This window comes from Pseudomonas sp. PDM19 (assembly GCF_014852215.1).
Classification (GTDB): domain Bacteria; phylum Pseudomonadota; class Gammaproteobacteria; order Pseudomonadales; family Pseudomonadaceae; genus Pseudomonas.
The window spans coordinates 409,149-430,876 of the sequence record NZ_JACVBG010000003.1; the positions used below are offsets into that span (position 1 = coordinate 409,149).

A 21,728-nucleotide genomic window follows, 5' to 3' on the forward strand; every position below is an offset into this window, starting at 1 on the left:
GTGTAAGAAGCTTCCCTATAATGACGTTGAATCTTTCCGCTTTTTGACGCCACTAAATTGACGTTACGGATGACGCTTCGATGACTGTTGGTGCCGCCAGACAGGTCTGACGGCAGGAGACTTGCGATGCAGAACGACGCGAACGTAGTGCCGCTGAACAAGTCGGCCACGGAAACCTCGCAGACTTCGTTCGCTGGACGCGTTCCGGCGGGGCTCGTCGCTGTCCGCGATAAGGTCGCCGTCCAACTGCGTCATGCCATGCAGGCCCTGTTCGATAACGCCGACGACACCCTGTTCGAGATGGCCGATCGCGCCGCCAATAACGCTGAACAGAGTGCCTACTTCGAAGCCATGCGCGACCTGCGCCTCAAGCGCAAGGGCATCGAGCGCGGCTTCCTGCAGAAGGTCTTCGAGAATTTCGCCAACCTGAACCAGTATGAAATCGGCCGCGCGCCGGTGCTGGATACGGTTTCCTACGAAAATCTCACCCTGGTGCAGAACGACGAACTGGAAGAGTCCGTCGCCCTGGACGCCATGGTTGCCAAGGTGATGAGCCGCGACGGTGTCGCCCTCACGCACCTCACTACCCGTATCAATACCCTGGTCAGCAAGAAGGTCGAGGACAAGAGCAACCCGCTCGGTCCGCGCCAGCTGTGCGAGGCTTTCCTCGATGCCTGCCGTGGCCTGGGCGTGGAGATCAAGGTCAAGCTGATCATCCTCAAGCTCTTCGAGAAGTACGTGCTGGCCGACGCCGAGCACCTGTACGCGGAAGCCAACCAGACGCTGATCGCGCTGGGCGTGCTGCCGGAGCTGAAATCCGTCCCGCTGCGCCGTCCGCCGCAACGTACCGTACCCGGTAGCCAGGGGGCCGCGCCGTCTTCTGCTGCCGCTGAAGTGGGCGAGCAGGGCGTCCCCGGCCAGTACATGGATGCCGACAGCCAGGCCGCCTTCGCTGCCTTGCGCGATCTGCTCTCGCAAGTGCGCGGCAGTGCTGCCCCGGCGCGCCCGATGCCGGCCGATGCGGTGCCTATTTCCAGTAATGACCTGATGCGCCTGCTGTCCCACCTGCAGTCGCACCTGCCGGCGCAGAGCATCGACGAGATCGACGTGCGCCAGCACCTGGATCACCTGCTGACCCGCGTCAGCAGCAAGAGCGGCCGTTCCCGCGTGGTCGGCCAGGTGGACGAAGACGTCATCAACCTCGTCTCCATGCTCTTCGAATTCATTCTCGATGACCGCACCCTGCCGGATTCGCTCAAGGCCCTGATCGGCCGCATGCAGATCCCGATGCTCAAGGTTGCGGTCCTCGACAAGAACTTCTTCAGCCGTGGCAGCCATCCGGCGCGTCGCCTGCTCAACGAGATCGCCTCGGCCGCCCTGGGCTGGGCCGAGCAGTCCGATGGCCAGCGTGACCACCTGTACCAGAAGATCGAGCAGGTGGTGATGCGTCTGCTGAACGACTTCGTCGACGACCCGGCGATCTTCTCCGAGCTGCTCGACGAGTTCATCTCCTTCACCGGCGACGAGCGCCGTCGCAGCGACCTGCTGGAGCAGCGCACACGCGACGCCGAAGAGGGACGCGCGCGCGCCGAACTGGCCCGCCAGGACGTTGAAGGTGTGCTCAATGAGCGCCTGCTGGGCCGCACCCTGCCCGAAGTGGTGGTGCGCCTGCTGCAGGAGGCCTGGAGCCAGGTCCTGCTGCTCACCTGCCTGAAGCACGGCACTCACTCCAGCGAGTGGGAAGCCGCGCTGGCGACCATGGACGACCTGATCTGGAGCGTCGAGCCCCACGAAGATCCGGATTCCCGTCTGCGCCTGCTGGAAATGGTCCCGCAACTGCTCAAGTCGCTGCGCGAAGGCCTGGCTTCGGCCGCCTTCGATCCGTTCTCCACCGGTGAATTCTTCAGTCGCCTGGAAGGGCTGCATGTGCAGGCCTTCCAGCGCTACAAGCAGGTCGAGGAAGCGCCGCTGCTCGATCTGGAAGACGACCTGCCGCTGCTCGACGACCCGCTGGATGCACCAGCAGCCGTCGCGCCTGCACCTGCACAGCCAGCCATGGTGGCGGTGGTCGAGGAGATCGTCCTCGCCTCGCCGGAACCGCCCCGCGTCGTAGAGCCCGAGGAGGCCTTTGCCGACGACGACGAGTCGCTGCGCAAGGTCGACGACCTGCGCGTCGGCAGCTGGGTGGAAATCCAGGAAGACGAAGAGCACAAGCTGCGCTGCAAGCTGGCTGCGGTGATCCGCCCGAGCGGTCGCTACATCTTCGTCAACCGCACCGGCATGAAGGTGCTGGAGAAGACCCGCATGAGCCTGGCCGTCGAGTTCCGCCGTAACGCCGTGCGCCTGCTCGACGACGCGCTGCTGTTCGACCGCGCCCTGGAGTCGGTGATCGGCAACCTGCGCCGCCTGAAGAACGCCTGAGCCCGCTGGCCGCGTGCCAGCGAGTTCATTTCCCCCGTCGCCTGCTTTAGAGTGGGGCTCTGCCAAGGAGTCTCCATGCAGATCGACCCCGAATCCGGCTGGTGCCTCGAAGCCCAGCGCTGCCCCTCGCCGAACTTCAACGCGCGCCCCGACGGCGAGGAAGTCTCGCTGCTGGTCATCCACAACATCAGCCTGCCGCCCGGCCAGTTCGGTACCTGCAAGGTGCAGGAGTTCTTCCAGAACCGCCTGGACGCCGATGAGCATCCGTACTTCGCCAGCATCTGCAGCCTGACCGTCTCGGCGCATTTCCTCATCGAGCGCGATGGTTCGCTGTTCCAGTTCGTCTCCTGCAACGCGCGCGCCTGGCATGCCGGCGTGTCGCGCTTCGACGGCCGGGAGAACTGCAACGACTTCTCCATCGGCATCGAGCTCGAAGGCACCGATACCGAACCCTACAGCGAGCGTCAGTACGAGGTGCTGGCGCAACTGACGCGGCAATTGCGCAAGGCGTACCCGGCCATCACCCCGGAGCGCATCCAGGGCCACTGCGATATCGCCCCGGAGCGCAAGACCGACCCGGGCGAGGCGTTCGACTGGACACGTTATTTTGCCGATATTGGCGCCGGCCTGAAGAAGGAGCCGACATGAGTTTCCTGGTGCTGTTGCTGGTCCTGCTGGTCGAGAAGTTCTCCGGTTGGCGGGCAAAGGTTCAGCGCGACGGCTGGTGGCTCGGCTGGCTGGATACCGTGGGCGGCGTGAAGTCGCTGGTGGCGCAACCCTGGCTCGGCCTGCTGGTGGCAATCCTGCCGCCGCTGCTGTTGCTGGCACTGCTGCTGACCCTTCTCGAACCGGTCGCTTACGGTCTGCTGGCGCTGCCGGTGCAGTTGCTGGTGGTGGTCTGGAGCCTGGGGCGTGGCGACGTGCTGCGCGCCATCGGGCCGTTCCGCGATGCCTGGCGCCGCGAGGATGCACAGGCCGCCTACCACGTCGCCGAGCGCGACCTGGGCGTGCAGGTGCAGGCCGATGGCGACGACGACCTGCTGGCCGTGGTCCAGGGCACGCTGGTGTGGGAGGCCTACCAGGCCTTCTTCGCCGTGATCTTCTGGTACGCGCTGCTCGGCCCGGTGGCCGCGCTGGCCTACCGGCTGCTCGCCATCGCCGCCGAGCAGGGTCGCCAGCCGGCGCTGCAGGAGCGCGCCGCGCAACTGCGGCATGCCTTCGACTGGTTGCCGTCGCGTGCGCTGGTGCTGAGTTTCGCCCTGGTGGGCAACTTCGTCGCGGTGACCCGCACCCTGCTGCACGACCTGCTGGCCTGGGACGTGCCTGCCGCTCGTCTGCTGGCCCGCGCCGGCTACGTCGCCGAAGACTTCAACGAAGGCGGCCTGGGCGCCAAGGGCGTCGCCAGCCTGGATGCGCTGTGGCAGCTGCTGGTGCGCTCTGCCGTGCTCTGGTACGCCATCTTCGCGATCTGGACACTGCTGCTCTGAGCCCGCGGATCGGGCCGGCGCCCGCCGGTCCGATGATGGCATTTTAACCTTAAGTTACAGAACTCCCCGCCGATATCAGGTACACATCGAAACCAAAGCGTGAGGTGACGGCCACTGCAGGACAGTGACCGGCCGGTGAGCGCTCGTGGCGACGGCCCGTCCAGGGGCGCGCCGTACCATCCCCGACAAGCGACATAACAATAACGGGAACAGGAGACGTCTTTCGTGAGGACCGTGCTCTATCCGGCCATCGCGCTGATGAACCGTCTGAGCTTCGGCATGAAGTTCAGCCTGATCAGTGTGCTGTTCTTTCTGCCGATGCTGATTACCAACTTCTACCTGGTGCGCGACTCCTACGGGCAGTTCGTCAGTACCCGCGCCGAACTGGAAAGCCTGTCGCTGATCAGCGACGGCCTGAAGATTCGCCGCCACCTCGAGTCCTACAACGACCTGTTGCAGATCAATGGGATTCTCGGACAGTCCAACAAGTCCGCCGGCATCGATTCGCGTATCGGCCAATTGCACAAGGACCTGCAGGCACAGATCGGCGCTTTGCAGCCGGTCACGCAGGACGCCGAGCAGATCGCCGAGTTCAATGCCAAGCGCGACGAACTGCTGGCCAGCTTGAAGAGTGTGGACGCCGAGGGTTCGCTGCAGAGCAAGTCGGCCATGGCCGCGCGCCTGCTCAGCGAAGTGCAGGTGTTCAACAAGCTGCTGGTATCCCAGGCCGGCCTGAGCCAGGACGACGCCCGCGACCTGCGCCAGCTCGCCGAGCTGATCACCTCCGGTACCCCGCAGGTTACTGAAACCCTCAGCCAGGGGCGCACCATGGGGGCCAGCGCGCTGGGGCAGGGTTTCCTCAACTCTTCCACCAGCGGCAAGCTGGATGACCTGCTGCAGGAGCTGGAGAAGCTGCACGCCGAGTACGGGCTCAAGCTGCAGGAAGCCCTGGGCGCGAGCCCGGCGGCGCAGAGCGCGCTGTCCGACGACGCCCAGGCGAGCCGCGAAACGATCAAGAGCATGGGCAAACTGTTCGAGGACAAGGTGGTGATGGCCGACACCCTCGACACGCCGTGGCTCGACTTCTACGAGCAGGTCAGCAAGGCGATGGATCAGACCTATCGCCTGGATGACCATGTCCTGCAATTCTTTGATGGCCAGTTGCAGTCCCGCCTGGCCAGCAAGCAGCGGCAGATGGTGCTGCTGGTCGTCGCGCTGCTGGTGGTGTTCGTCTCCATCGTCTACCTCTACGGCGGCTTCTACGTTTCCACCCGCACCACCCTGAAGAGCCTGGGCAAGATGATGGAGCGCGTCGCTTCCGGCGACATGACCGTCAACTTCCAGGCCCAGAGCCGCGACGAACTGGGTGAACTGGGCGATGCCTTCAACCAGACCGTGTCGAAGATCCACGACCTGATCGAGCAGGTCGGTCGCACCGTCAGCGAAGTGGAGCGGCAGACCGTGCGCGTGGAGTCGGTTTCCGCCGAGAGCAACCAGGCGGTGGCCGGCCAGCGCAACCAGATCGAGCAGGTCGCCACGGCGATGAACCAGATGGCCGCGACCGCCCAGGAAGTCGCGCGCAGCGCCGCTGTGGCAGTGGGCAGCGCGCACAACGTGAACCAGGAAACTACCAGCGGCCGCGCCCTGGTGGAATCCCAGGTGGGCAGCATCCAGCGCCTGGCCGGCGAGATCGACGAGTCGGTGGCGGTGATCAACCAGCTGGCCGCCGACAGTTCCTCCATCAGCCGCGTACTCGATGTGATCAAGGGCATCGCCGAGCAGACCAACCTGCTGGCGCTCAACGCGGCCATCGAGGCTGCGCGTGCCGGTGAGCAGGGCAGGGGCTTCGCGGTCGTGGCCGACGAAGTACGCACCCTGGCCAAGCGCACCCAGCAGTCCACCGAAGAGATCGAGCAGATGATCGCGCGCCTGCAGAACGGCGTGGGCGCGGCGGTGAAGGCCATGGGCAGCAGTCACCAGACCGCCGACGGCACCGTCAGCCAGTCGGCCCAGGTGCAGCAGGCGCTGGAGAACATCCTCCAGGCGGTGGGTGCCATCGTCGATCAGAACCAGCAGATCGCCGCCGCCGCCGAGCAGCAGACTGCCGTGGCCCATGACATCGACCAGAACATCGTCGAGATCAACCAGGCCGGCGAGCGCACCTCCGAAGGCGCCAGCGAGACCGAGCGCGCCAGCCGCGAACTGGCCGGGCAGGTGGTGGAGCTCAAGCGACTGATCGGCGCGTTCCGCGTCTGATCTGACAGATCCGGGGCGGACGTGGCAGTCCGCTTCGCAACGAGGTTTTCGCCAGCAGACCGATGTCCGTGGGTCGCACGGATGCACCCCATCTCACGGGCATCGGTTTGTCGGTGAATCCACCTTTACCTGTAGCAGCGGGCCATGCCCGCGATCGCGCTCATTGGGCGCTACTACAGGGGGCACTCAGCTCCAGCCGAACAACTCCAGCGCATTGCGCGTGCTGGCGCTGGCCAGCTCCTCCGGGCTGACGCCCTTCAACTCCGCCAGTGCCACGCAGATATCCGGCAGATGCTCCGGGCTGTTGCGCACGCCGGGGTACATCGACGGCGCCATGTCCGGCGAGTCGGTCTCCAGCACGATGGACTCCAGCGGAATCTCCGGCACCACCTTGCGCAGGCGGTTGGCCTGCGGCCAGGTCGGTGCGCCGCCCAGGCCCAGGCGGAAACCCAGCTTGAGGTATTCGCGGGCTTCCTCGCGGCTGCCGGCGAAGGCGTGGATGATGCCCTGGCGGGCGGGCTTGTAGCGCTTGAGCGTGGCGATCATCGCTGCATGGGCGCGGCGTACGTGGAGCAGCACCGGCAGCTCGAAGTCCATGGCGATGCGCAGCTGTTCCTCGAAGATGGCCTGTTGGCCATCGCGGTCGAGGTCTTCCAGGTAATAGTCCAGGCCGATCTCGCCCACCGCGCAGAGCTTCGGGTGCCCGGCCAGGCGCTGCAGCCACTCGCGCAGTGCTGTCAGATGTTCCGGCCGGTGCCGCGCCAGGTAGATCGGGTGCAGGCCGAGGGCGGCGTACAGGTCCGGCTCGGTTTCCACCAGTGCCCAGACGTCCTCCCAGTTCTCGCGGAACACTCCCAGCAGCACCTGTCGCTCCACACCCAGCTCGCGGCTGCGTTGCAGCACGGCGGCGCGGTCCTGCTCGAAGTCCGGGCAGTCGAGGTGGTTGTGGGTGTCGATCAGGCGCATCGGCTCACTCCGTGCGCAGCTTGAGGTTACGCGGGATCGGGTGCACGCCGGGGGTGTAGCTGTTCTGTTCGATGGCGGCCAGCGCCAGGTCCAGCGCGCGCTCGGCGATCAGCGCGTGCTGCTGGGAAATGGCGTTGACCTTCAGTGGTACGAAGTCCAGCAGCTGGGTATCGCCGAAGGTGGCGATGCGCAGCTCCGCCGGCCAGCCGCTGGGCAGGGCCTGGAGCACGTCGAAGACGCCTTCGAGCAGCACGTAGGAGGTGGTGATCAGCGCGTCGGGCAACTGCCCCTGGCCAGCCAGCAGCTCTTCCATCAGGCGGCGGCCGCAGGGACGGCTGAAGGTCTCGCCGTGCTCGATCAGCACCTGGCCCCGGTAGTCGCGCAGGGCGCTGCGGAATCCCGCGGCGCGCTCCTGGGAAATGATCAGCTCCGGTCGTGCGCCGAGCAGGGCGATGCTGCGCGGCGCCGGCTTGAGCAGGCTGGCGGTGAGGCGTTGGCTGGCGTCGCGGTCGTCGCTGACCACCGAACAGAAGCGTTGCGGGTCGAGCTGGCGGTCCACGGCGATGATCGGCACGCCGTCGCCTTGCAGGCGTGTGTGACTTTCGTCACCGACGGGCAGGCAGCTGGCGACTATCAGTGCGTCGCAGCGTCGCGCGCGGAACAGGTTGAGCACCTGGCGCTCGGTGTCCGGCTCGTCGTCGGAGCAGGCGATCAGCAACTGGTAGCCGCGCGCCCGGGCGCCCTGTTCGAGCAGCTTGGCGAGCTTGGCGTAGCTGGGGTTCTCCAGGTCCGGCAGGACGAAGCCCAGGGTGCGGGTCTGCCCGCGGCGCAGGCTGGCGGCCTGCTGGTCCGGGTGGTAGCCGTGCTCCTCGATTACCGCGCGCACGCGCTCCACCGTGGCGGCGCTGATGCGGCGCTGGACGGCCTTGCCATTGATCACGTAGCTGGCGGTGGTGACCGAAACACCGGCCAGGCGGGCGATATCACTGAGTTTCAACGCGGGATGCTGCCGACAATTGGGGGCTTCAAGGATCACGCATTATCGAGTAACGTGCCAGTCTCAATAGGTGAAACGATTCAGCATTGCGCACGCAGTATTGCCTGAACCCTGTTCCTGCGCCGCAACCTCTAAGCTGATCACCGTACAAGCGGATAACCGCCCCAGCGCCGGCGTGCGCGAACGCCGGTGAGGAGACAAGCGATGCTCGAATTCAACGCGCAGCAGGTCCGCATGGGCCAGCGCGCTGCCGACAAGCAGGCCGCCCTGGCCATGCTCGGCTCCGCCCTCGAAGACGACGGACTGGTTGCTCCCGGCTATCTCGCCGGAATACAGGCCCGTGAGGCACAGGGCTCCACCTACCTCGGGCAGGGCATCGCCATTCCCCACGGCACTCCGGAAACCCGTCACCTGGTGCAGCGCACCGGTGTGCGCCTGATGCACTTCCCCGAGGGCGTGCACTGGGGCGACGGACAGACCGTGCACCTGGCCATCGCCATTGCCGCCAAGTCCGACGAACACCTGCGCCTGCTGCAATTGCTCACCCGTGCGCTGGGTGACGGCGAAGTGGGTGCGGCGTTGCGTGCAGCGCAGCAGCCCGAAGACTTGCTGCAGTTGCTGCAAGGTGGAACGCCGCAGCCGTTGCTGTTCGACGAGCACCTGGTCGGCCTGGGTGTCGCCGCGGAAGACTTCGACGAACTCGCCCTGGTCGGCGCCCGTCGCCTGAAGAAGGCCGGCTGCGTCGTCCCCGGCTTCGCCGCCGCGCTGCATGACCAGGAGGCCCTGCCGCTGGGGGCCGGGCTCTGGTGGCAGGACAGCGAGCAATGCGTCACGCGCTCAGGTCTCGTCTTCGTTACCCCCACGCGCGAGCTGAGCCACGCTGGCCAGCCGGTGCGCGGCCTGTTCTGCCTGGCCCGCCAGGGCAGCGCCCACGATGCGGTGTTCGCGCGCCTGTGCGACCTGCTGGTGGATGGCCGCGCCGGCGAGTTGGCGAGCGCCACTTCCGTTCGCACTGTGCTGGAGGCCCTGGGCGGCGAATTGCCGGTGGACTGGCCGAGCATCCGCGTGCCGCTGGCCAACCCCCATGGTCTTCACGCGCGCCCGGCGCAGGTCCTGATGTTGCTCGCGCGGGACTTCAGCGGGGAAATCCGCGTGCGTATCGCCGAGGGCGATAGTGCCCCGGTGTCGATCCGCAGCCTGAGCAAGTTGCTCAGCCTCGGCGCACGGCGCGGGCAGATGCTGGAGTTCTTCGCCGAGCCGGAAATCGCCGAAGCCGCGCTGGCCGCCGTCCGTGTGGCGGTGGAGCAGGGCCTGGGCGAAGAGGTCGAACCGCTGCCGGAAACGCTCGAACTGATCGTCGAAAGCATCCAGGTGGACGAGCAGGAATTGCAGGCCGTGCGGGCTCCCGAAGCGGGCGCGCAGCTCCAGGCCATCCCCGCGTCGCCGGGTATTGCCCATGGCCCGACCTACGTGCAGGTCGCCCGCGCCTTCGAGTTCGCCGCGCGCGGCGAGTCGGCGGAGGTCGAACGCCAGCGTCTGGACGAGGCGCGCACGGCCATCAGCCGGGAGATCGAAACCCTGGTCGAGCGCAGCCAGGTCAAGGCCATCCGCGACATCTTCGTCACCCACCAGGCCCTGCTGGACGACCCCGAACTGCTCGACGAGGTGCAGGCGCGGCTGGCCGAAGGCGCCAGCGCCGAAGCGGCCTGGAGCCAGGTGATCGAGCGCGTGGCCGGCGAGCAGGAGGCCCTGCGCGACGCGCTGCTGGCCGAGCGTGCGGCGGACCTGCGCGACGTCGGTCGGCGGGTGCTGGCGCGCCTGTGTGGCGTCGAGAGCGCCGTGGAACCCGACGAGCCTTACATCCTGGTGATGGATGAAGTCGGCCCGTCCGACGTGGCGCGACTGGACCCGGAACGCGTGGCTGGCATAGTCACCGCGCGCGGCGGTGCGACTTCGCACAGCGCGATCATCGCTCGCGCGCTGGGCATTCCGGCATTGGTGGGCGCCGGGGCAAGCGTGCTGGCGCTGGAGTCCGGCACGGCCCTGCTGCTGGATGGCGAGAAGGGCGAGCTGAACATCGCGCCGGATGCGCAAACGCTGCACGTCGCCGCGACCCAGCGCGACCTGCGCCAGCGCCGCGCCGAACAGGCCGAGGCGCGCCGTCATGAGCCGGCAGTCACCCGCGATGGCCATGCCGTGGAAATCTGCGCCAACCTCGGCGACACCGCCGGTGCAGCGAAAGCCGTGGAGCTGGGCGCTGAAGGCGTGGGCCTGCTGCGCACCGAGTTCGTCTTCATGGACAACCCCCAGGCGCCGGACCAGGCGACCCAGGAGCTCGAATACCGGCGTGTCCTCGACGCCCTCGAAGGCCGCCCGCTGGTGGCGCGCACCCTTGATGTGGGCGGCGACAAGCCGCTGCCTTACTGGCCGATCCCCGAGGAAACCAACCCCTACCTGGGTATCCGTGGCGTGCGCCTCACGCTGCAGCGCCCGCAGATTTTTCGCACCCAGCTGCGCGCCCTGCTGACTGCCGCCGCCGGCCGCCCGCTGCGCATCATGTTCCCCATGGTCGGGCAGGTGGAGGAGTGGCGACAGGCCCGTGATCTCACCCTCGAACTCTGCGCCGAGCTGGGCGGCGAGCACGATCTGCAGCTCGGCATCATGGTCGAGGTGCCGTCCGCCGCGCTGCTGGCGCCGGTGCTGGCGCGCGAGGTGGACTTCTTCAGCGTCGGCACCAATGACCTGACCCAATACGCACTGGCCATCGATCGTGGCCATCCTAGCCTTTCCACCCAGGCCGACGGCCTGCACCCGGCGGTGCTGCAACTGATCGACATGACCGTGCGCGCTGCCCATGCCAACGGCAAGTGGGTGGGCGTGTGCGGCGAACTGGCCGCCGACCCGCTGGCGGTGCCCTTGCTGGTTGGGTTGGGAGTGGACGAGCTGAGCGTCTCGGCGCGCAGCATTCCCCTGGTGAAGGCGCGCGTCCGCGAGCTGGACCTGTCGACTTCCCGCGAACTGGCGCAAGCCGCCCTGACCCTGTGCTCGGCGGCGGACGTTCGCCAGAGTGTCGCCCTCGCGCTGCCGGAGGTGCACTGATGGCCCGCATCCTGACCCTGACCCTGAACCCCGCACTGGACCTCACTGTGCGTCTGCCGACGCTTGCGCCCGGCGAGGTGAATCGCAGCGAGTCGGTGCTCAGCCAGGCCGCCGGCAAAGGCGTGAACGTCGCCCAGGTGCTGGCCGACCTTGGGCATTCCCTGACCGTCGCCGGCTTCCTCGGTGCGGACAACGCGCAGCCCTTCGAAGCTCTCTTTCGCCGTCGCGGCTTCATCGACGCTTTCGTCCGTGTGCCGGGCGAAACCCGCAGCAACATCAAGCTCGCCGAGGGCACCGGACGCATCACCGATATCAACGGGCCCGGTCCCGAGGTCGGTGAGGCGCAGCAGGACGCGTTGCTGGATCGCCTCGACCTGGTCGCCGCCGACTTCGAGATCGCCGTGGTTGCCGGCAGCCTGCCGCGCGGGGTCGATCCCCAGTGGCTGCGCGAGCTGTTGCTGCGCTTGCAGGGGCATGGCCTGAAGGTCGCCTTCGATTGCAGCGGCGCAGCCCTGCGCGCGGGCATCGAAGCCGCGCCCTGGCTGATCAAACCCAACGACCAGGAGCTGGCCGAGGCCTGTGGACAACTCGCCGGCAACGCCAAGGAATCGACCGCCCAGGTCGAATCGCTGCGCGCTCGCGGGATCGAGCAGGTGGTGCTTTCCCAGGGCGCCGAGGGCGTGCGCTGGTTCAGCCCGCAGGGCGTCTGGCAGGCGCTGCCGCCGAAGGTGGAAGTGGCCAGCACGGTGGGGGCCGGCGATTCCCTGCTGGCCGCCATGGTCCATGGCCTGCTCGCCGGCTGGCCGGCCGAGCGCGTGTTGCGCCGGGCCACGGCGGTGGCTGCGCTGGCGGTCACCCAGTTCCAGTTTGGCATCGGCGATGCGCAGCGGCTCCAGCGCATCGAAGACGCGGTGCAGGTTCAGGCGCTGTCCTGAGCGATAGAACAACAAGAGGTATGACGATGAACCTTGCCCTGATCACGGCCTGCCCCAACGGCCAGATTTCCAGCGTGCTCAGCGCCCGCCTGCTGCGTGCGGCGGCGGAGCGCCTGGGCTGGTCGGTGTGTGTCGAGCAATGCGACCCGCAGCATCCGGAGCGCCAGTTGAGCGAAGGCCAGATCGCCGCGGCCGACTGGGTGCTGGTGGTCACTACGCAGCCGCTGGAGCTTTCGCGCTTCGCCGGCAAACGTCTGCTCCAGGCCCGGCCGGCCGAGGCACTGGCCGAGCCCGCCAGCTTCCTGCAGCGAGCGCAGGAAGAGGCGCAGGTCTGGCAGCCCGGTGAGCCTTCGAGCGCGCCGGTCGCAGTGGAGCGCGCGGCGAAAGTCGTGGCGGTGACGGCCTGCCCGACCGGCGTGGCGCACACCTTCATGGCGGCCGAGGCGCTGCAGCAGACAGCGCAGCAGATGGGCGTCGAACTGCGGGTGGAAACCCAGGGCTCGGTGGGCGCGCGCAACCCGCTGACCGCGGAAGAAATCGCGGCCGCCGATGTGGTGCTGCTGGCGGCCGACATCGAGGTCAACCCCGAGCGTTTCGCCGGCAAGCGCATCTTCCGTTGTGGCACTGGCGTTGCGCTGAAGCAGCCGCAGGCGACTATCGAACGCGCGTTGAAGGAAGCGACGGTGGAGTCCGCTTCATCTGCCGGCAGCAGTGCAGCGCCAACCAGGAATGAGGCGCGGGGGGTCTACAAGCACCTGCTCACCGGCGTGTCCTTCATGCTGCCGATGGTGGTGGCCGGCGGCCTGCTGATCGCGTTGTCGTTCGTCTTCGGCATCGAGGCCTTCAAGCAGCAGGGCACCCTGGCGGCGGCGCTGATGCAGATCGGCGGCGACGCGGCGTTCAAGCTGATGGTGCCGATGCTCGCGGGCTATATCGCCTGGTCCATCGCCGACCGTCCGGGCCTGGCGCCGGGGATGATCGGTGGGCTGCTGGCGAGCACGCTGGGCGCCGGCTTCCTTGGCGGCATAGTCGCCGGCCTGCTCGCGGGCTATTCGGCGCGGGCAATTGCCCAGTGGATTCCGCTGCCTGCCAGCGTCGCGGCGCTCAAGCCGATCCTGATCATTCCCTTGCTGGCCAGCCTGTTCACCGGGTTGGTGATGATCTACGTGGTGGGTTCGCCGGTAGCGGCGATGATGCGTTCGCTCACCGACTTCCTCGCCGGCATGGGCACCACCAACGCCATCCTGCTCGGCCTGCTGCTGGGCGGGATGATGTGCGTGGACCTGGGTGGGCCGATCAACAAGGCGGCCTATGCGTTCTCGGTCGGCCTGCTCGCCTCGCAGAGCTACGCGCCGATGGCGGCGGTGATGGCCGGCGGTATGGTCCCGCCCATCGGCATGGGCATCGCTACGCTGCTGGCGCGGCGCAAGTTCGCCCAGAGCGAGCGCGAGGCGGGCAAGGCCGCGCTGGTGCTGGGGTTGTGCTTCATCTCCGAAGGGGCGATTCCCTTTGCCGCGAAGGACCCGCTGCGGGTGATCCCGGCGAGCATCGCCGGAGGTGCGCTGACCGGCGCGCTGTCGATGCTGTTCGGCTGCAAGCTGCTGGCGCCCCATGGCGGCCTGTTCGTGCTGCTGATTCCCAACGCGATGAACCACGCGCTGCTCTACCTGCTGGCGATCGCCGCGGGCAGCGTGGTGACCGGGGTGCTCTATGCGCTGCTCAAGCGCGGCGAGGCGGCGCCGATGATGGTGATGGGGCAGGTGTAACGAAGCTTGCACTGACTCAGGAGCGGACGAAGTCCGCTCCTGCGGGTTCAGCTTCGGTCAGGCGCTGCGTCGCTGACGTTGCTCGACGACCTGCGCCGGCACCGGCAGGCGGTGCGAGTCGCCACGGCCCATTGGGAAGTACTCGAAGCCGTAGCGCGCCACGCGCTCGGGGTCGAACAGGTTGCGACCGTCGAAGATCACCGGGGTCTTCAGGCGGCTGGCCACCAGCTCGAAATCCGGTGCCTTGAACTGCCGCCACTCGGTGCAGATCACCAGCGCATCGGCGCCGCCCAGGGTGGCTTCCGGCGTGCCCATCAGGGTCAGGCGTTCATCGTGGCCGTACAGGCGCTGCGCTTCGGGCATGGCTTCGGGGTCGAAGGCGCGGACCTTGGCGCCGGCTTCCCACAGGGCTTCCATCAGGGTGCGGCTGGGAGCGTCGCGCATGTCGTCGGTGTTGGGCTTGAACGACAGGCCCCAGAGCGCGAAGGTGCGGCCCTTGAGCTTGCCGCCGTAGTAGCTGCGGATGCGCTCGAACAGCTTGCTCTTCTGTCGCTGGTTCACCGCTTCCACGGCGCGCAGCAGGTCGCTGGAGCAGTGGGCTTCCTCGGCGCTCTGGATCAGGGCCTGGACGTCCTTGGGGAAGCACGAGCCGCCGTAGCCGCAGCCGGGGTAGATGAAGTGGTAGCCGATGCGCGGGTCGGCGCCCATGCCCTGGCGCACCGCTTCGATGTCGGCGCCCAGGTGTTCGGCCAGCTCGGCGATCTGGTTGATGAAGCTGATCTTGGTGGCGAGCATGCAGTTGGCGGCGTACTTGGTCAGTTCCGCGCTGCGCAGGTTCATGGTCAGGATGCGGTCGTGGTTGCGGTTGAACGGCTCGTAGATCTCGCGCATCACGTCCAGCACCTCGGCGCTTTCGCAGCCGATGACGATGCGGTCGGGTTTGCGGCAGTCGGCCAGCGCCGAGCCTTCCTTGAGGAACTCGGGGTTGGAGACGATCTCGAAGTCCAGGCTGCGGCCTTCTTCGGCGAGCACCGCCAGCACCTTGGTCTTCACGCGATCGCCCGTGCCCACCGGCACGGTGGACTTCTCGACGATGATCACCGGCTGGGTGCGGTTGCGGGCGATGCCCTCGGCAACCGCCAGCACGGCGCGCAGGTCGGCGGAGCCATCGGGCAGCGGCGGGGTGCCGACGGCGATGAACTGCACGCGGCCATGGCCGGCGGCCTCGGCGACGTCGCTGGTGAAACGCAGGCGTCCGGCTTCCAGGTTGTCCTTCACCAGCTCGGCGAGACCCGGTTCGAAGATGCTGATCTGGCCGCGCTTGAGCTTGGCGATCTTGTCTTCGTCGATGTCCATGCACAGGACGTCGTGGCCCACTTCGGCCATGACCGCGGCCTGCACCAGGCCCACATAACCGATTCCGAATACGCTGATTTTCATGTTGTGCTCTCCCGGATAGGGACTCGAAGCGGGATTGGGGTCAGTCGAACTGCGCGCGCTCGGAGCGAGCGTCGCTGGGTTTGATGACGGTTGTTCTGTCAGGGCGGCGTGGCGCGTTGATTGCGATCACGCCGGCGATCACCAGGGCGACGCCCAGGGTGCGCGGCAGGCTCAGGGGTTCGCCGAAGCCCGGCAGCAAAGCGGCACCGAGGTAGACGACGGCATAGCTCAGGCTCAGCAGCGAGTAGGCGCGGCTCAGCGGCAGGTGTTTGAGGGCGAGCAGCCAGCAGAGCATCGACAGCGCGTAGGCCAGGACCGCGCCGGCCAGCGCCGAGAGGGCGGCAAGGTCCAGTTGCGCGAGGTCGAACGGCCAGTGCGTGGGCAGGCGCGTCATGCTCCAGCGCATGCCCAGCTGCGCGCCGCTCACCAGCAGCACGCTGCCCAGGGCGAAGGCGATGCCGCGCTTCACGAGTGCATCCCCAGCAGGGCGACGCCGCCGACGATCAGCGCGACGCCGAACCAGTGGCGCGCATCGATGCGTTCGCCGAACAGACGGCTTGCCAGCAGCGTGACCAGCACGAAGTTCAGGCTCAGCATGGGATAGGCGACGCCTACCTCCAGGCGCTGCAGGACCAGCAACCAGAGCAGCAGACCGAAGCCCAGGCAGGCGATCGCCAGCAGCAGCCAGGGCGAGAAAAGCTTCGCCGCGATGCTCGAGGGAGCATCACGCCAGCTTTCCACGGCGAATTTCTGCGCCAGCTGGCCCATGCAGGTAAGCAGGCAGGCACCGGCCAGCAGCAGGGCGGTCATGGCGCGGCCTGCGGAATCAGCAGGACCACCAGGTGGTTCTGTCGATAACTGATGGCGTCGCTGGGCAGCATGGCCAGTTCGGCTTCGTCGCTGGCGCTGTTGACCCGCATGATCACGCCGATGGGGCCTTCGGCGCGGGCGTGCTCGATCCAGGCGTGGATGCCTTCGGGGGCAATGCTGCGGCCCTGGCCTTCTGGATAGCCCAGGCCGAACTTCAGCTCGCCTTCGGTGTTGAACAGCGTGATGTCGCTGCGCTGGGTACGCCAGGCGAGGGCGGTAGCGGCGCCCAGGTCATTGCTCAGCAGGCTGCGGGCGCCCTTGAGCTGGTCCAGGTGCTCGGCGATGAACTGGTCGGGCATCTTGCTGTTGACCATCTTGTTCGGCATCGCGTTGGGCACCAGCGCCACCAGCAGCCAGGCCGCGAAGGCCGGCGCCGCCCAGTAGCGACTGGGGCGCAGCAGTTGCAGCAGGCCGGCTAGCAGCCAGACGATGCAGACCAGGGCGACCATCAGCACGCTGGGTAGTTCGTCGTGGTACTGCGGGGGGCGGGCCTGCATGAACACCAGGCCGGCCAGCGCGCTGCTGCCCAGCAGCAGGTTGAGTGCGCCGTTGAGTTTCAGCGCGATCAGCCTGCGTTGCTGCAGCGCGCGGCCGATGGCGTCGGCCATCAACAGGGCCAGGGGGGCGAAGCAGGGCATGATGTAGGTCGGCAGCTTGCCCTTGGCCAGGCTGAAGAACAGGAAGGGCATGACGAACCACAGCAGCAGGAATACCAGCCTGGAATCACGCCAGCCCTGCAGGCCGTTGCGCAGCGCCGGGAAGATCAGCACCGCCCAGGGCAGTGCGCTGGCAAACAGCAGCGGCACGAAGAACCAGATCGGTCGGCCGTGCTGTGCGCCTTCCCCGGCGAAGCGGCGAATGTGTTCATGCCAGAAGAAGAAGTCCCAGAAGTCCTGTTCGCGGGCGTGGATCAGCAGCACCCAGGGCGCGGCGACCAGTACGGCGACCAGCACCGCCAGGGGCCCGTAGCGCAGCAGTTCGCCGAAGCGCTTCTGCAGCACGGCATAGGGCAGGCCGACGAGCACCGGCAGGAGGAAGGCCAGGAAGCCCTTGGTCATGAAGCCGAAGGCGCAGGCGGCGCCCAGCAGACTCCAGGCGGCGAAGCGTCCACGTGCCGTGCTGGCGTCGAAGGCGAACCACAGGGCGCCGAGGCTGAGGTTCACGCAGAAGGTGAACTGCGGGTCGAGGTTGGCGTAGCCGGCCTGCCCGGCGATCAGCCCGAAGCTCAGGTACAGCAGGCCCGCGGCCCAGGTGCGGCGCGGGTCGTTCCACAACCGGCGGGCGAGCAGGATGACCAGCAGGGTACTCAGTGCGGTTACCAATGCCGAACCGAAGCGCACGCCGAACAGGTTCTGCCCGAACACGGCCTGGCTGGCGGCAGTCAGCCAATAGCCGCCGGTGGGCTTCTCGAAGTAACGCAGGCCGAGCAGGTGCGGGGAAACCCAGTCGCCGCTCTGCAGCATGGACTGGCTGATCTGCGCATTGCGCGACTCGTCGGGAATCCACAGCCCGTGGAAGGCCATCGGCAGCAGGATGCACAGTACGAAGGCGGCTAGCAGGGACGGGTAGGCCAGGCGCTTCATGCGTGCTGCACCCCCAGCCAGCCTTCGCGGCCGGCCAGTTCGCCACGCACCAGGCTGGCGACGGGCAGGGTGGTCGGGTCGTCCGGCAGCAGACGGCCCAGCGGAACGAAGCGGATGCCGCCGGCCCGTGCCTGGGCCAGCAAGCGGCGGAAGTCGTGGGCCATGAGAATGCCCTCGACCTCGGCGTGAATGGTGTAAACGTTCAAGGCGTCCATGTCGAAGCGGGAAAGGATGTAGTCGTTGAAGGCGGATGGCGCCACCTGCGGGCCGACGACCTCGTCGAAGGTCGGCATGTCCACCGGAATCTGCGGGGTACCGGCACGACCGTCGGCCAGGCGCGGGCGGAACAGCGAGCGCCCGCGGCAATCGCTGTTGTAGCGAAAGCCGAAGCGCTCCTTGGCTTCCACGGTGCGCTCGTCGGCGCGCCAGCCGGCCACCGCCGAGCACTCCACCGGGTTGCCGAGGATGTCGGCGAGGGTGTCCACGCCACGGCGGATCTGCTGCTCCAGTTGCTGTGCGCTCCAGCGGCCGGCGTTGGCCTGCCAGCCATGGTGGTCCCAGGCATGCAGGCCGACTTCGTGGCCGGCGTCCTGGGCGCGTCGCATCAGATGGCCCAGGTCGCGGCCGATCGGCTTGCCCGGCCAGGCGGTGCCGGCCAGGAGGATGTCCCAGCCATAGAGCCCGGCGGCGTTGGAACGCAGCATCTTCCACAGGAACTGCGGGCGGATCAGGCGCCACAGGTGTCGGCCCATGTTGTCGGGGCCGACGCTGAAGAAGAAGGTCGCCTTGACGTCGGCTTCCTCGAGCACATCCAGCAACCGGGGCACGCCATCACGGGTGCCACGGTAGGTGTCGACATCGATGCGAAGTCCCGCTCTCATCAGGCGATGCTTTTCTTCAGCGCGAAGGCGTGGGGTACACCGCCAGCGCGTTCGGCCAGGGCTTCACGGAGGAAGAAGTCCAGGGTCTTGCCGATGGTCTCGGCCAGCTCCACGCTCGGCTGCCAGTCCAGCAGGCGACGGGCATTCTCGATGCTCGGCTTGCGATGCGACACGTCCTGGTAGCCGTCGCCGTAGAAGCTGCGGCTTTCCACTTCGCGGAAGCCGGCGAAGGGCGGGAACTGGTCGCGCAGCGGGTGGGCCTCGAACTGGCGCAGCAGCTCTTCGCCCAGCTGGCGGATGCTGGCTTCGTTGTCGGGGTTGCCGATGTTGACGATCTGCCCGTCGCAGCGGCTGCCCTCGTTGTCGATGATGCGCGCCAGCGCTTCGATGCCGTCGTCGACGTCGGTGAAGCAGCGCTTCTGCTCGCCGCCGTCGACCAGGCGGATCGGGGTGCCTTCCACGAGGTGCAGGATCAGCTGGGTAATGGCGCGGGAGCTGCCGATGCGGGCCGAGTCCAGGCGATCCAGGCGCGGCCCCATCCAGTTGAACGGACGGAACAGGGTGAACTTCAGGCCCTTCTGGCCGTAGGCCCAGATGACGCGGTCGAGCAGTTGCTTGGACACCGAGTAGATCCAGCGCTGCTTGTTGATCGGGCCGACGATGAGATTGGAGGTGTCCTCGTCGAAGTTGGCGTCGGCGCACATGCCGTACACCTCGGAAGTGGACGGGAAGATCACGCGCTTGTTGTATTTGACGCAGTAGCGGACCAGCTTGAGGTTTTCCTCGAAGTCCAGCTCGAACACGCGCAGTGGGTTGCGGGTGTATTCGATGGGCGTGGCGATGGCTACCAGCGGCAGGACCACGTCGCACTTCTTGATGTGGTACTCGATCCACTCGGTGTGGATGCTGATGTCGCCTTCGACGAAGTGGAAGTCCGGGTTGCCCTTCAGGCGCTCGATGGCGTCGGAGCCGATGTCCAGGCCGTAGACCTCGTAGTTGCCGTCACGCAGCAGGCGCTCGGAGAGGTGGTTGCCGATGAAACCGTTGACGCCGAGGATCAGCACACGGGTCTTGCGCTTGGGCTTGCCGGCGGCGCCGTGCAGGCGCGAGCCATCCACCAGGCCCATCTCACGGGCCAGTTGCGGGCCGGCGAGGAACAGGCCGCTGTCATTCTGCTGGCCGGAGAGGATTTCCAGCGAGTCTTCGCCGCAGGCGATGCGCAGGGGATCGACCGACAGTACCGAGCCGGGTGCCATGCCGTTGTTGCCGGCGGCGACGCGCGAGCTCCAGACGATCAGCTTGCGATCGCCCACCGGGGCGAAGGCGCCGGGGTAGGGCTGGGTCACGGCACGCACCAGGTTGTGCAGTTCGCGGGCCGGGCGTTTCCAGTCGAGCTGGCCGTCCGCCGGGGTACGGCGACCGAAGTAGCTGGCGCGGGATTCGTCCTGTGCGACTTCCTGCAGCTCGCCGCGAGCCAGGCGCGGCAGGGCGGCGGCGAGCAGCTCGCGGGTGGCCTCACGGAGCTTGCCGTGCAGGACCAGGGCGGTGTCGTCGGCGCCGATGGCAACGCTCTGCTGGGCGAGGATGCCGCCGGCATCGGCGCGCTTGACCATGCGGTGCAGGGTCACGCCGGTCTCGGTCTCGCCGTTGACCAGCACCCAGTTGGCCGGGGCGCGGCCACGGTAGCGCGGCAGCAGCGAGCCATGCAGGTTGTAGGCGCCCCTGGCGGCGCAGGCCAGCAGCTCTTCGCTGAGCAGGTGGCGGTAGTAGAAGGAAAAGATGTACTGCGGCTGCAGCTCACGGATGCGTGCGACCCACAGCGGGTGGTTGACGTCTTCCGGGGCGTGCACCGGGATACCCAGACGCGCGCAGAGCTGCGCTACGGAGCCATAGAAGCGGTTTTCCTTCGGATCGTCGGCGTGGGTGAAGACGGCGTCGATCTGGTAACCGGCGGCAAGCAGGGCCTCGATGCCGGCGCAGCCGAAGTCGTGGTAGGCGAAGACGATGGTCTGCTGGGTCATGGCTGGATGGACTCGAAAGAAGGGGAAGAAGCGGTGATCGGGGCGCGCGGCGTCTCGGTGCGGACGATGCGCTCGATGAAGAAGCGGGGGCGGGCGCGCACGTCGTTGTACATGCGCCCCAGGTACTCGCCGAGCAGGCCCATGCCGACCAGCTGCACGCCGGTGAACATGAACAGCACGGCGAACAGCACGAACACCCCGTGGCCGGCCCAGGCGGCGCCGAACAGCAGGCGCAGCACCAGCAGCATCAGGGCGAAGGCGAAGCCGGCCATCGCCATGCCGCCGCCGACGAAGGACAGCAGGCGCAGCGGCGAGGTGGTCATGCAGGTGACCAGGTCGAACATCAGGTTGATCAGGCGCAGGAAGTCGTACTTCGACTCGCCGTGCTCGCGCTCGGCGTGGGCGACGAGGATCTCGCTGGTGTGGCGGGCGAAGCTGTTGGCCAGAATCGGGATGAAGGTGCTGCGCTCGCGGCAGGCGAGCATCGCCTTGACGATGCTCGAGCGATAGGCGCGCAGCATGCAGCCGTAGTCGTTCATCGCCACGCCGGTGGAGCGCTGCACGGCGAGGTTGATCAGTTTCGACGGCCAGCGGCGCAGGGCGGAGTCCTGGCGCTGCTGGCGCACGCTGCCGACCACGTCGTAGCCCTTGGCGGCCTCGGCCACCAGGCGCGGGATTTCTTCCGGCGGGTTCTGCAGGTCGGCGTCTAGGGTAATGACCAGGTCGCCCTGGCACTGCTCGAAGCCGGCCATGATCGCCGCGTGCTGGCCGTAGTTGCGGTTGAGGATCACCGCCAGCACATGGCTGCCCGGCGCCTGCGCGGCTTCCTGCAGCAGGTCGGCGGAGCTGTCGCGGCTGCCGTCGTCGATCAGCACGATCTCGTAGTCGCGGCCCAGCTGTTCGCAGGCGGCGGTGGTTCGGCGCAGCAGCTCGGGCAGGCTGGCCTCTTCGTTGTACACCGGGATGACGATGGACACGCGATGGATCGGATAGGGTTTCACGGTGG

16 protein-coding genes and 1 pseudogene are annotated in these 21,728 nt (G+C 67.4%); 8 read left to right on the top strand and 9 right to left on the bottom strand.

The window, feature by feature from the left end; all coding sequences use genetic code 11:
* The first annotated feature begins 126 nt into the window (after window positions 1-126).
* The 5 genes and pseudogenes from IB273_RS17890 to IB273_RS31950 all read left to right on the top strand — a co-directional run bounded on the left by IB273_RS17890 (window position 127) and on the right by IB273_RS31950 (window position 6,164).
* Window positions 127-2,421, top strand: a complete 2,295-nt coding sequence (locus IB273_RS17890; protein WP_192224679.1) for a DUF1631 domain-containing protein — start codon at window positions 127-129, stop codon at window positions 2,419-2,421.
* A 75-nt stretch (window positions 2,422-2,496) separates the two neighbouring features.
* On the top strand, window positions 2,497-3,069 hold the full coding sequence (ampD, locus tag IB273_RS17895; protein WP_081517384.1) for a 1,6-anhydro-N-acetylmuramyl-L-alanine amidase AmpD: 573 nt from the start codon (window positions 2,497-2,499) through the stop codon (window positions 3,067-3,069).
* Window positions 3,066-3,908, top strand: coding sequence for a regulatory signaling modulator protein AmpE (gene ampE, locus IB273_RS17900; RefSeq protein ID WP_192209877.1), 843 nt, complete (start codon window positions 3,066-3,068; stop codon window positions 3,906-3,908). The genes ampD and ampE overlap by 4 nt, the downstream gene beginning before the upstream one ends.
* Window positions 3,909-5,102: 1,194 nt before the next feature.
* Window positions 5,103-5,306: pseudogene (locus tag IB273_RS31945) on the top strand (HAMP domain-containing protein); the annotation flags it as partial.
* Window positions 5,307-5,459: 153 nt separating this feature from the next.
* Window positions 5,460-6,164, top strand: a complete 705-nt coding sequence (locus IB273_RS31950) for a methyl-accepting chemotaxis protein (protein WP_412547969.1) — start codon at window positions 5,460-5,462, stop codon at window positions 6,162-6,164.
* Between the two features lie 186 nt (window positions 6,165-6,350).
* Here IB273_RS31950 and IB273_RS17910 read toward each other — a convergent pair whose 3' ends face one another.
* The gene (locus tag IB273_RS17910; RefSeq protein WP_151189425.1) at window positions 6,351-7,130 is read right to left on the bottom strand and encodes a TatD family hydrolase; all 780 of its coding nucleotides are present in this window, start codon (window positions 7,128-7,130) and stop codon (window positions 6,351-6,353) included.
* Window positions 7,131-7,134: 4 nt separating this feature from the next.
* Entirely contained in the window at window positions 7,135-8,127 is a 993-nt protein-coding gene (cra, locus tag IB273_RS17915) for a catabolite repressor/activator (protein WP_192224680.1), read from the bottom strand.
* Window positions 8,128-8,331: 204 nt separating this feature from the next.
* Between cra and ptsP the strand changes: the two genes are divergently transcribed.
* Genes ptsP through IB273_RS17930 form a run of 3 tightly spaced genes read left to right on the top strand, consistent with a single transcriptional unit; the run spans window position 8,332 to window position 13,927 of the window.
* A complete protein-coding gene (gene ptsP / locus IB273_RS17920) occupies window positions 8,332-11,226 on the top strand; it encodes a phosphoenolpyruvate--protein phosphotransferase (RefSeq protein ID WP_192224681.1) in 2,895 nt (964 codons plus the stop codon).
* On the top strand, window positions 11,226-12,161 hold the full coding sequence (gene pfkB / locus IB273_RS17925; RefSeq protein ID WP_192224682.1) for a 1-phosphofructokinase: 936 nt from the start codon (window positions 11,226-11,228) through the stop codon (window positions 12,159-12,161). Before ptsP ends, pfkB begins: the two co-directional genes overlap by 1 nt.
* A 26-nt stretch (window positions 12,162-12,187) precedes the next feature.
* Window positions 12,188-13,927, top strand: coding sequence for a PTS fructose-like transporter subunit IIB (locus IB273_RS17930; RefSeq protein ID WP_192224683.1), 1,740 nt, complete (start codon window positions 12,188-12,190; stop codon window positions 13,925-13,927).
* Window positions 13,928-13,984: 57 nt separating this feature from the next.
* Here IB273_RS17930 and IB273_RS17935 read toward each other — a convergent pair whose 3' ends face one another.
* The 7 genes from IB273_RS17935 to arnC are packed head-to-tail and all read right to left on the bottom strand — an operon-like array spanning window position 13,985 to window position 21,723.
* The gene (locus IB273_RS17935; RefSeq protein ID WP_081517392.1) at window positions 13,985-15,367 is read right to left on the bottom strand and encodes a UDP-glucose dehydrogenase family protein; all 1,383 of its coding nucleotides are present in this window, start codon (window positions 15,365-15,367) and stop codon (window positions 13,985-13,987) included.
* A gap of 40 nt (window positions 15,368-15,407) precedes the next feature.
* Complete coding sequence (arnF, locus tag IB273_RS17940) at window positions 15,408-15,836, bottom strand: 4-amino-4-deoxy-L-arabinose-phosphoundecaprenol flippase subunit ArnF (RefSeq protein WP_192224684.1); 429 nt, start codon at window positions 15,834-15,836, stop codon at window positions 15,408-15,410.
* Window positions 15,833-16,177: a 4-amino-4-deoxy-L-arabinose-phosphoundecaprenol flippase subunit ArnE gene (gene arnE / locus IB273_RS17945; RefSeq protein WP_192224685.1), complete on the bottom strand. Its 345-nt coding sequence runs from the start codon at window positions 16,175-16,177 to the stop codon at window positions 15,833-15,835. The genes arnF and arnE overlap by 4 nt, the downstream gene beginning before the upstream one ends.
* The gene (gene arnT, locus IB273_RS17950; RefSeq protein ID WP_192224686.1) at window positions 16,174-17,820 is read right to left on the bottom strand and encodes a lipid IV(A) 4-amino-4-deoxy-L-arabinosyltransferase; all 1,647 of its coding nucleotides are present in this window, start codon (window positions 17,818-17,820) and stop codon (window positions 16,174-16,176) included. The genes arnE and arnT overlap by 4 nt, the downstream gene beginning before the upstream one ends.
* A complete protein-coding gene (arnD, locus tag IB273_RS17955) occupies window positions 17,817-18,704 on the bottom strand; it encodes a 4-deoxy-4-formamido-L-arabinose-phosphoundecaprenol deformylase (RefSeq protein WP_192225051.1) in 888 nt (295 codons plus the stop codon). Before arnD ends, arnT begins: the two co-directional genes overlap by 4 nt.
* On the bottom strand, window positions 18,701-20,722 hold the full coding sequence (gene arnA, locus IB273_RS17960) for a bifunctional UDP-4-amino-4-deoxy-L-arabinose formyltransferase/UDP-glucuronic acid oxidase ArnA (RefSeq protein WP_192224687.1): 2,022 nt from the start codon (window positions 20,720-20,722) through the stop codon (window positions 18,701-18,703). Before arnA ends, arnD begins: the two co-directional genes overlap by 4 nt.
* Window positions 20,719-21,723, bottom strand: a complete 1,005-nt coding sequence (arnC, locus tag IB273_RS17965; RefSeq protein ID WP_081517398.1) for an undecaprenyl-phosphate 4-deoxy-4-formamido-L-arabinose transferase — start codon at window positions 21,721-21,723, stop codon at window positions 20,719-20,721. Before arnC ends, arnA begins: the two co-directional genes overlap by 4 nt.
* Between the last annotated feature and the right edge of the window lie 5 nt (window positions 21,724-21,728).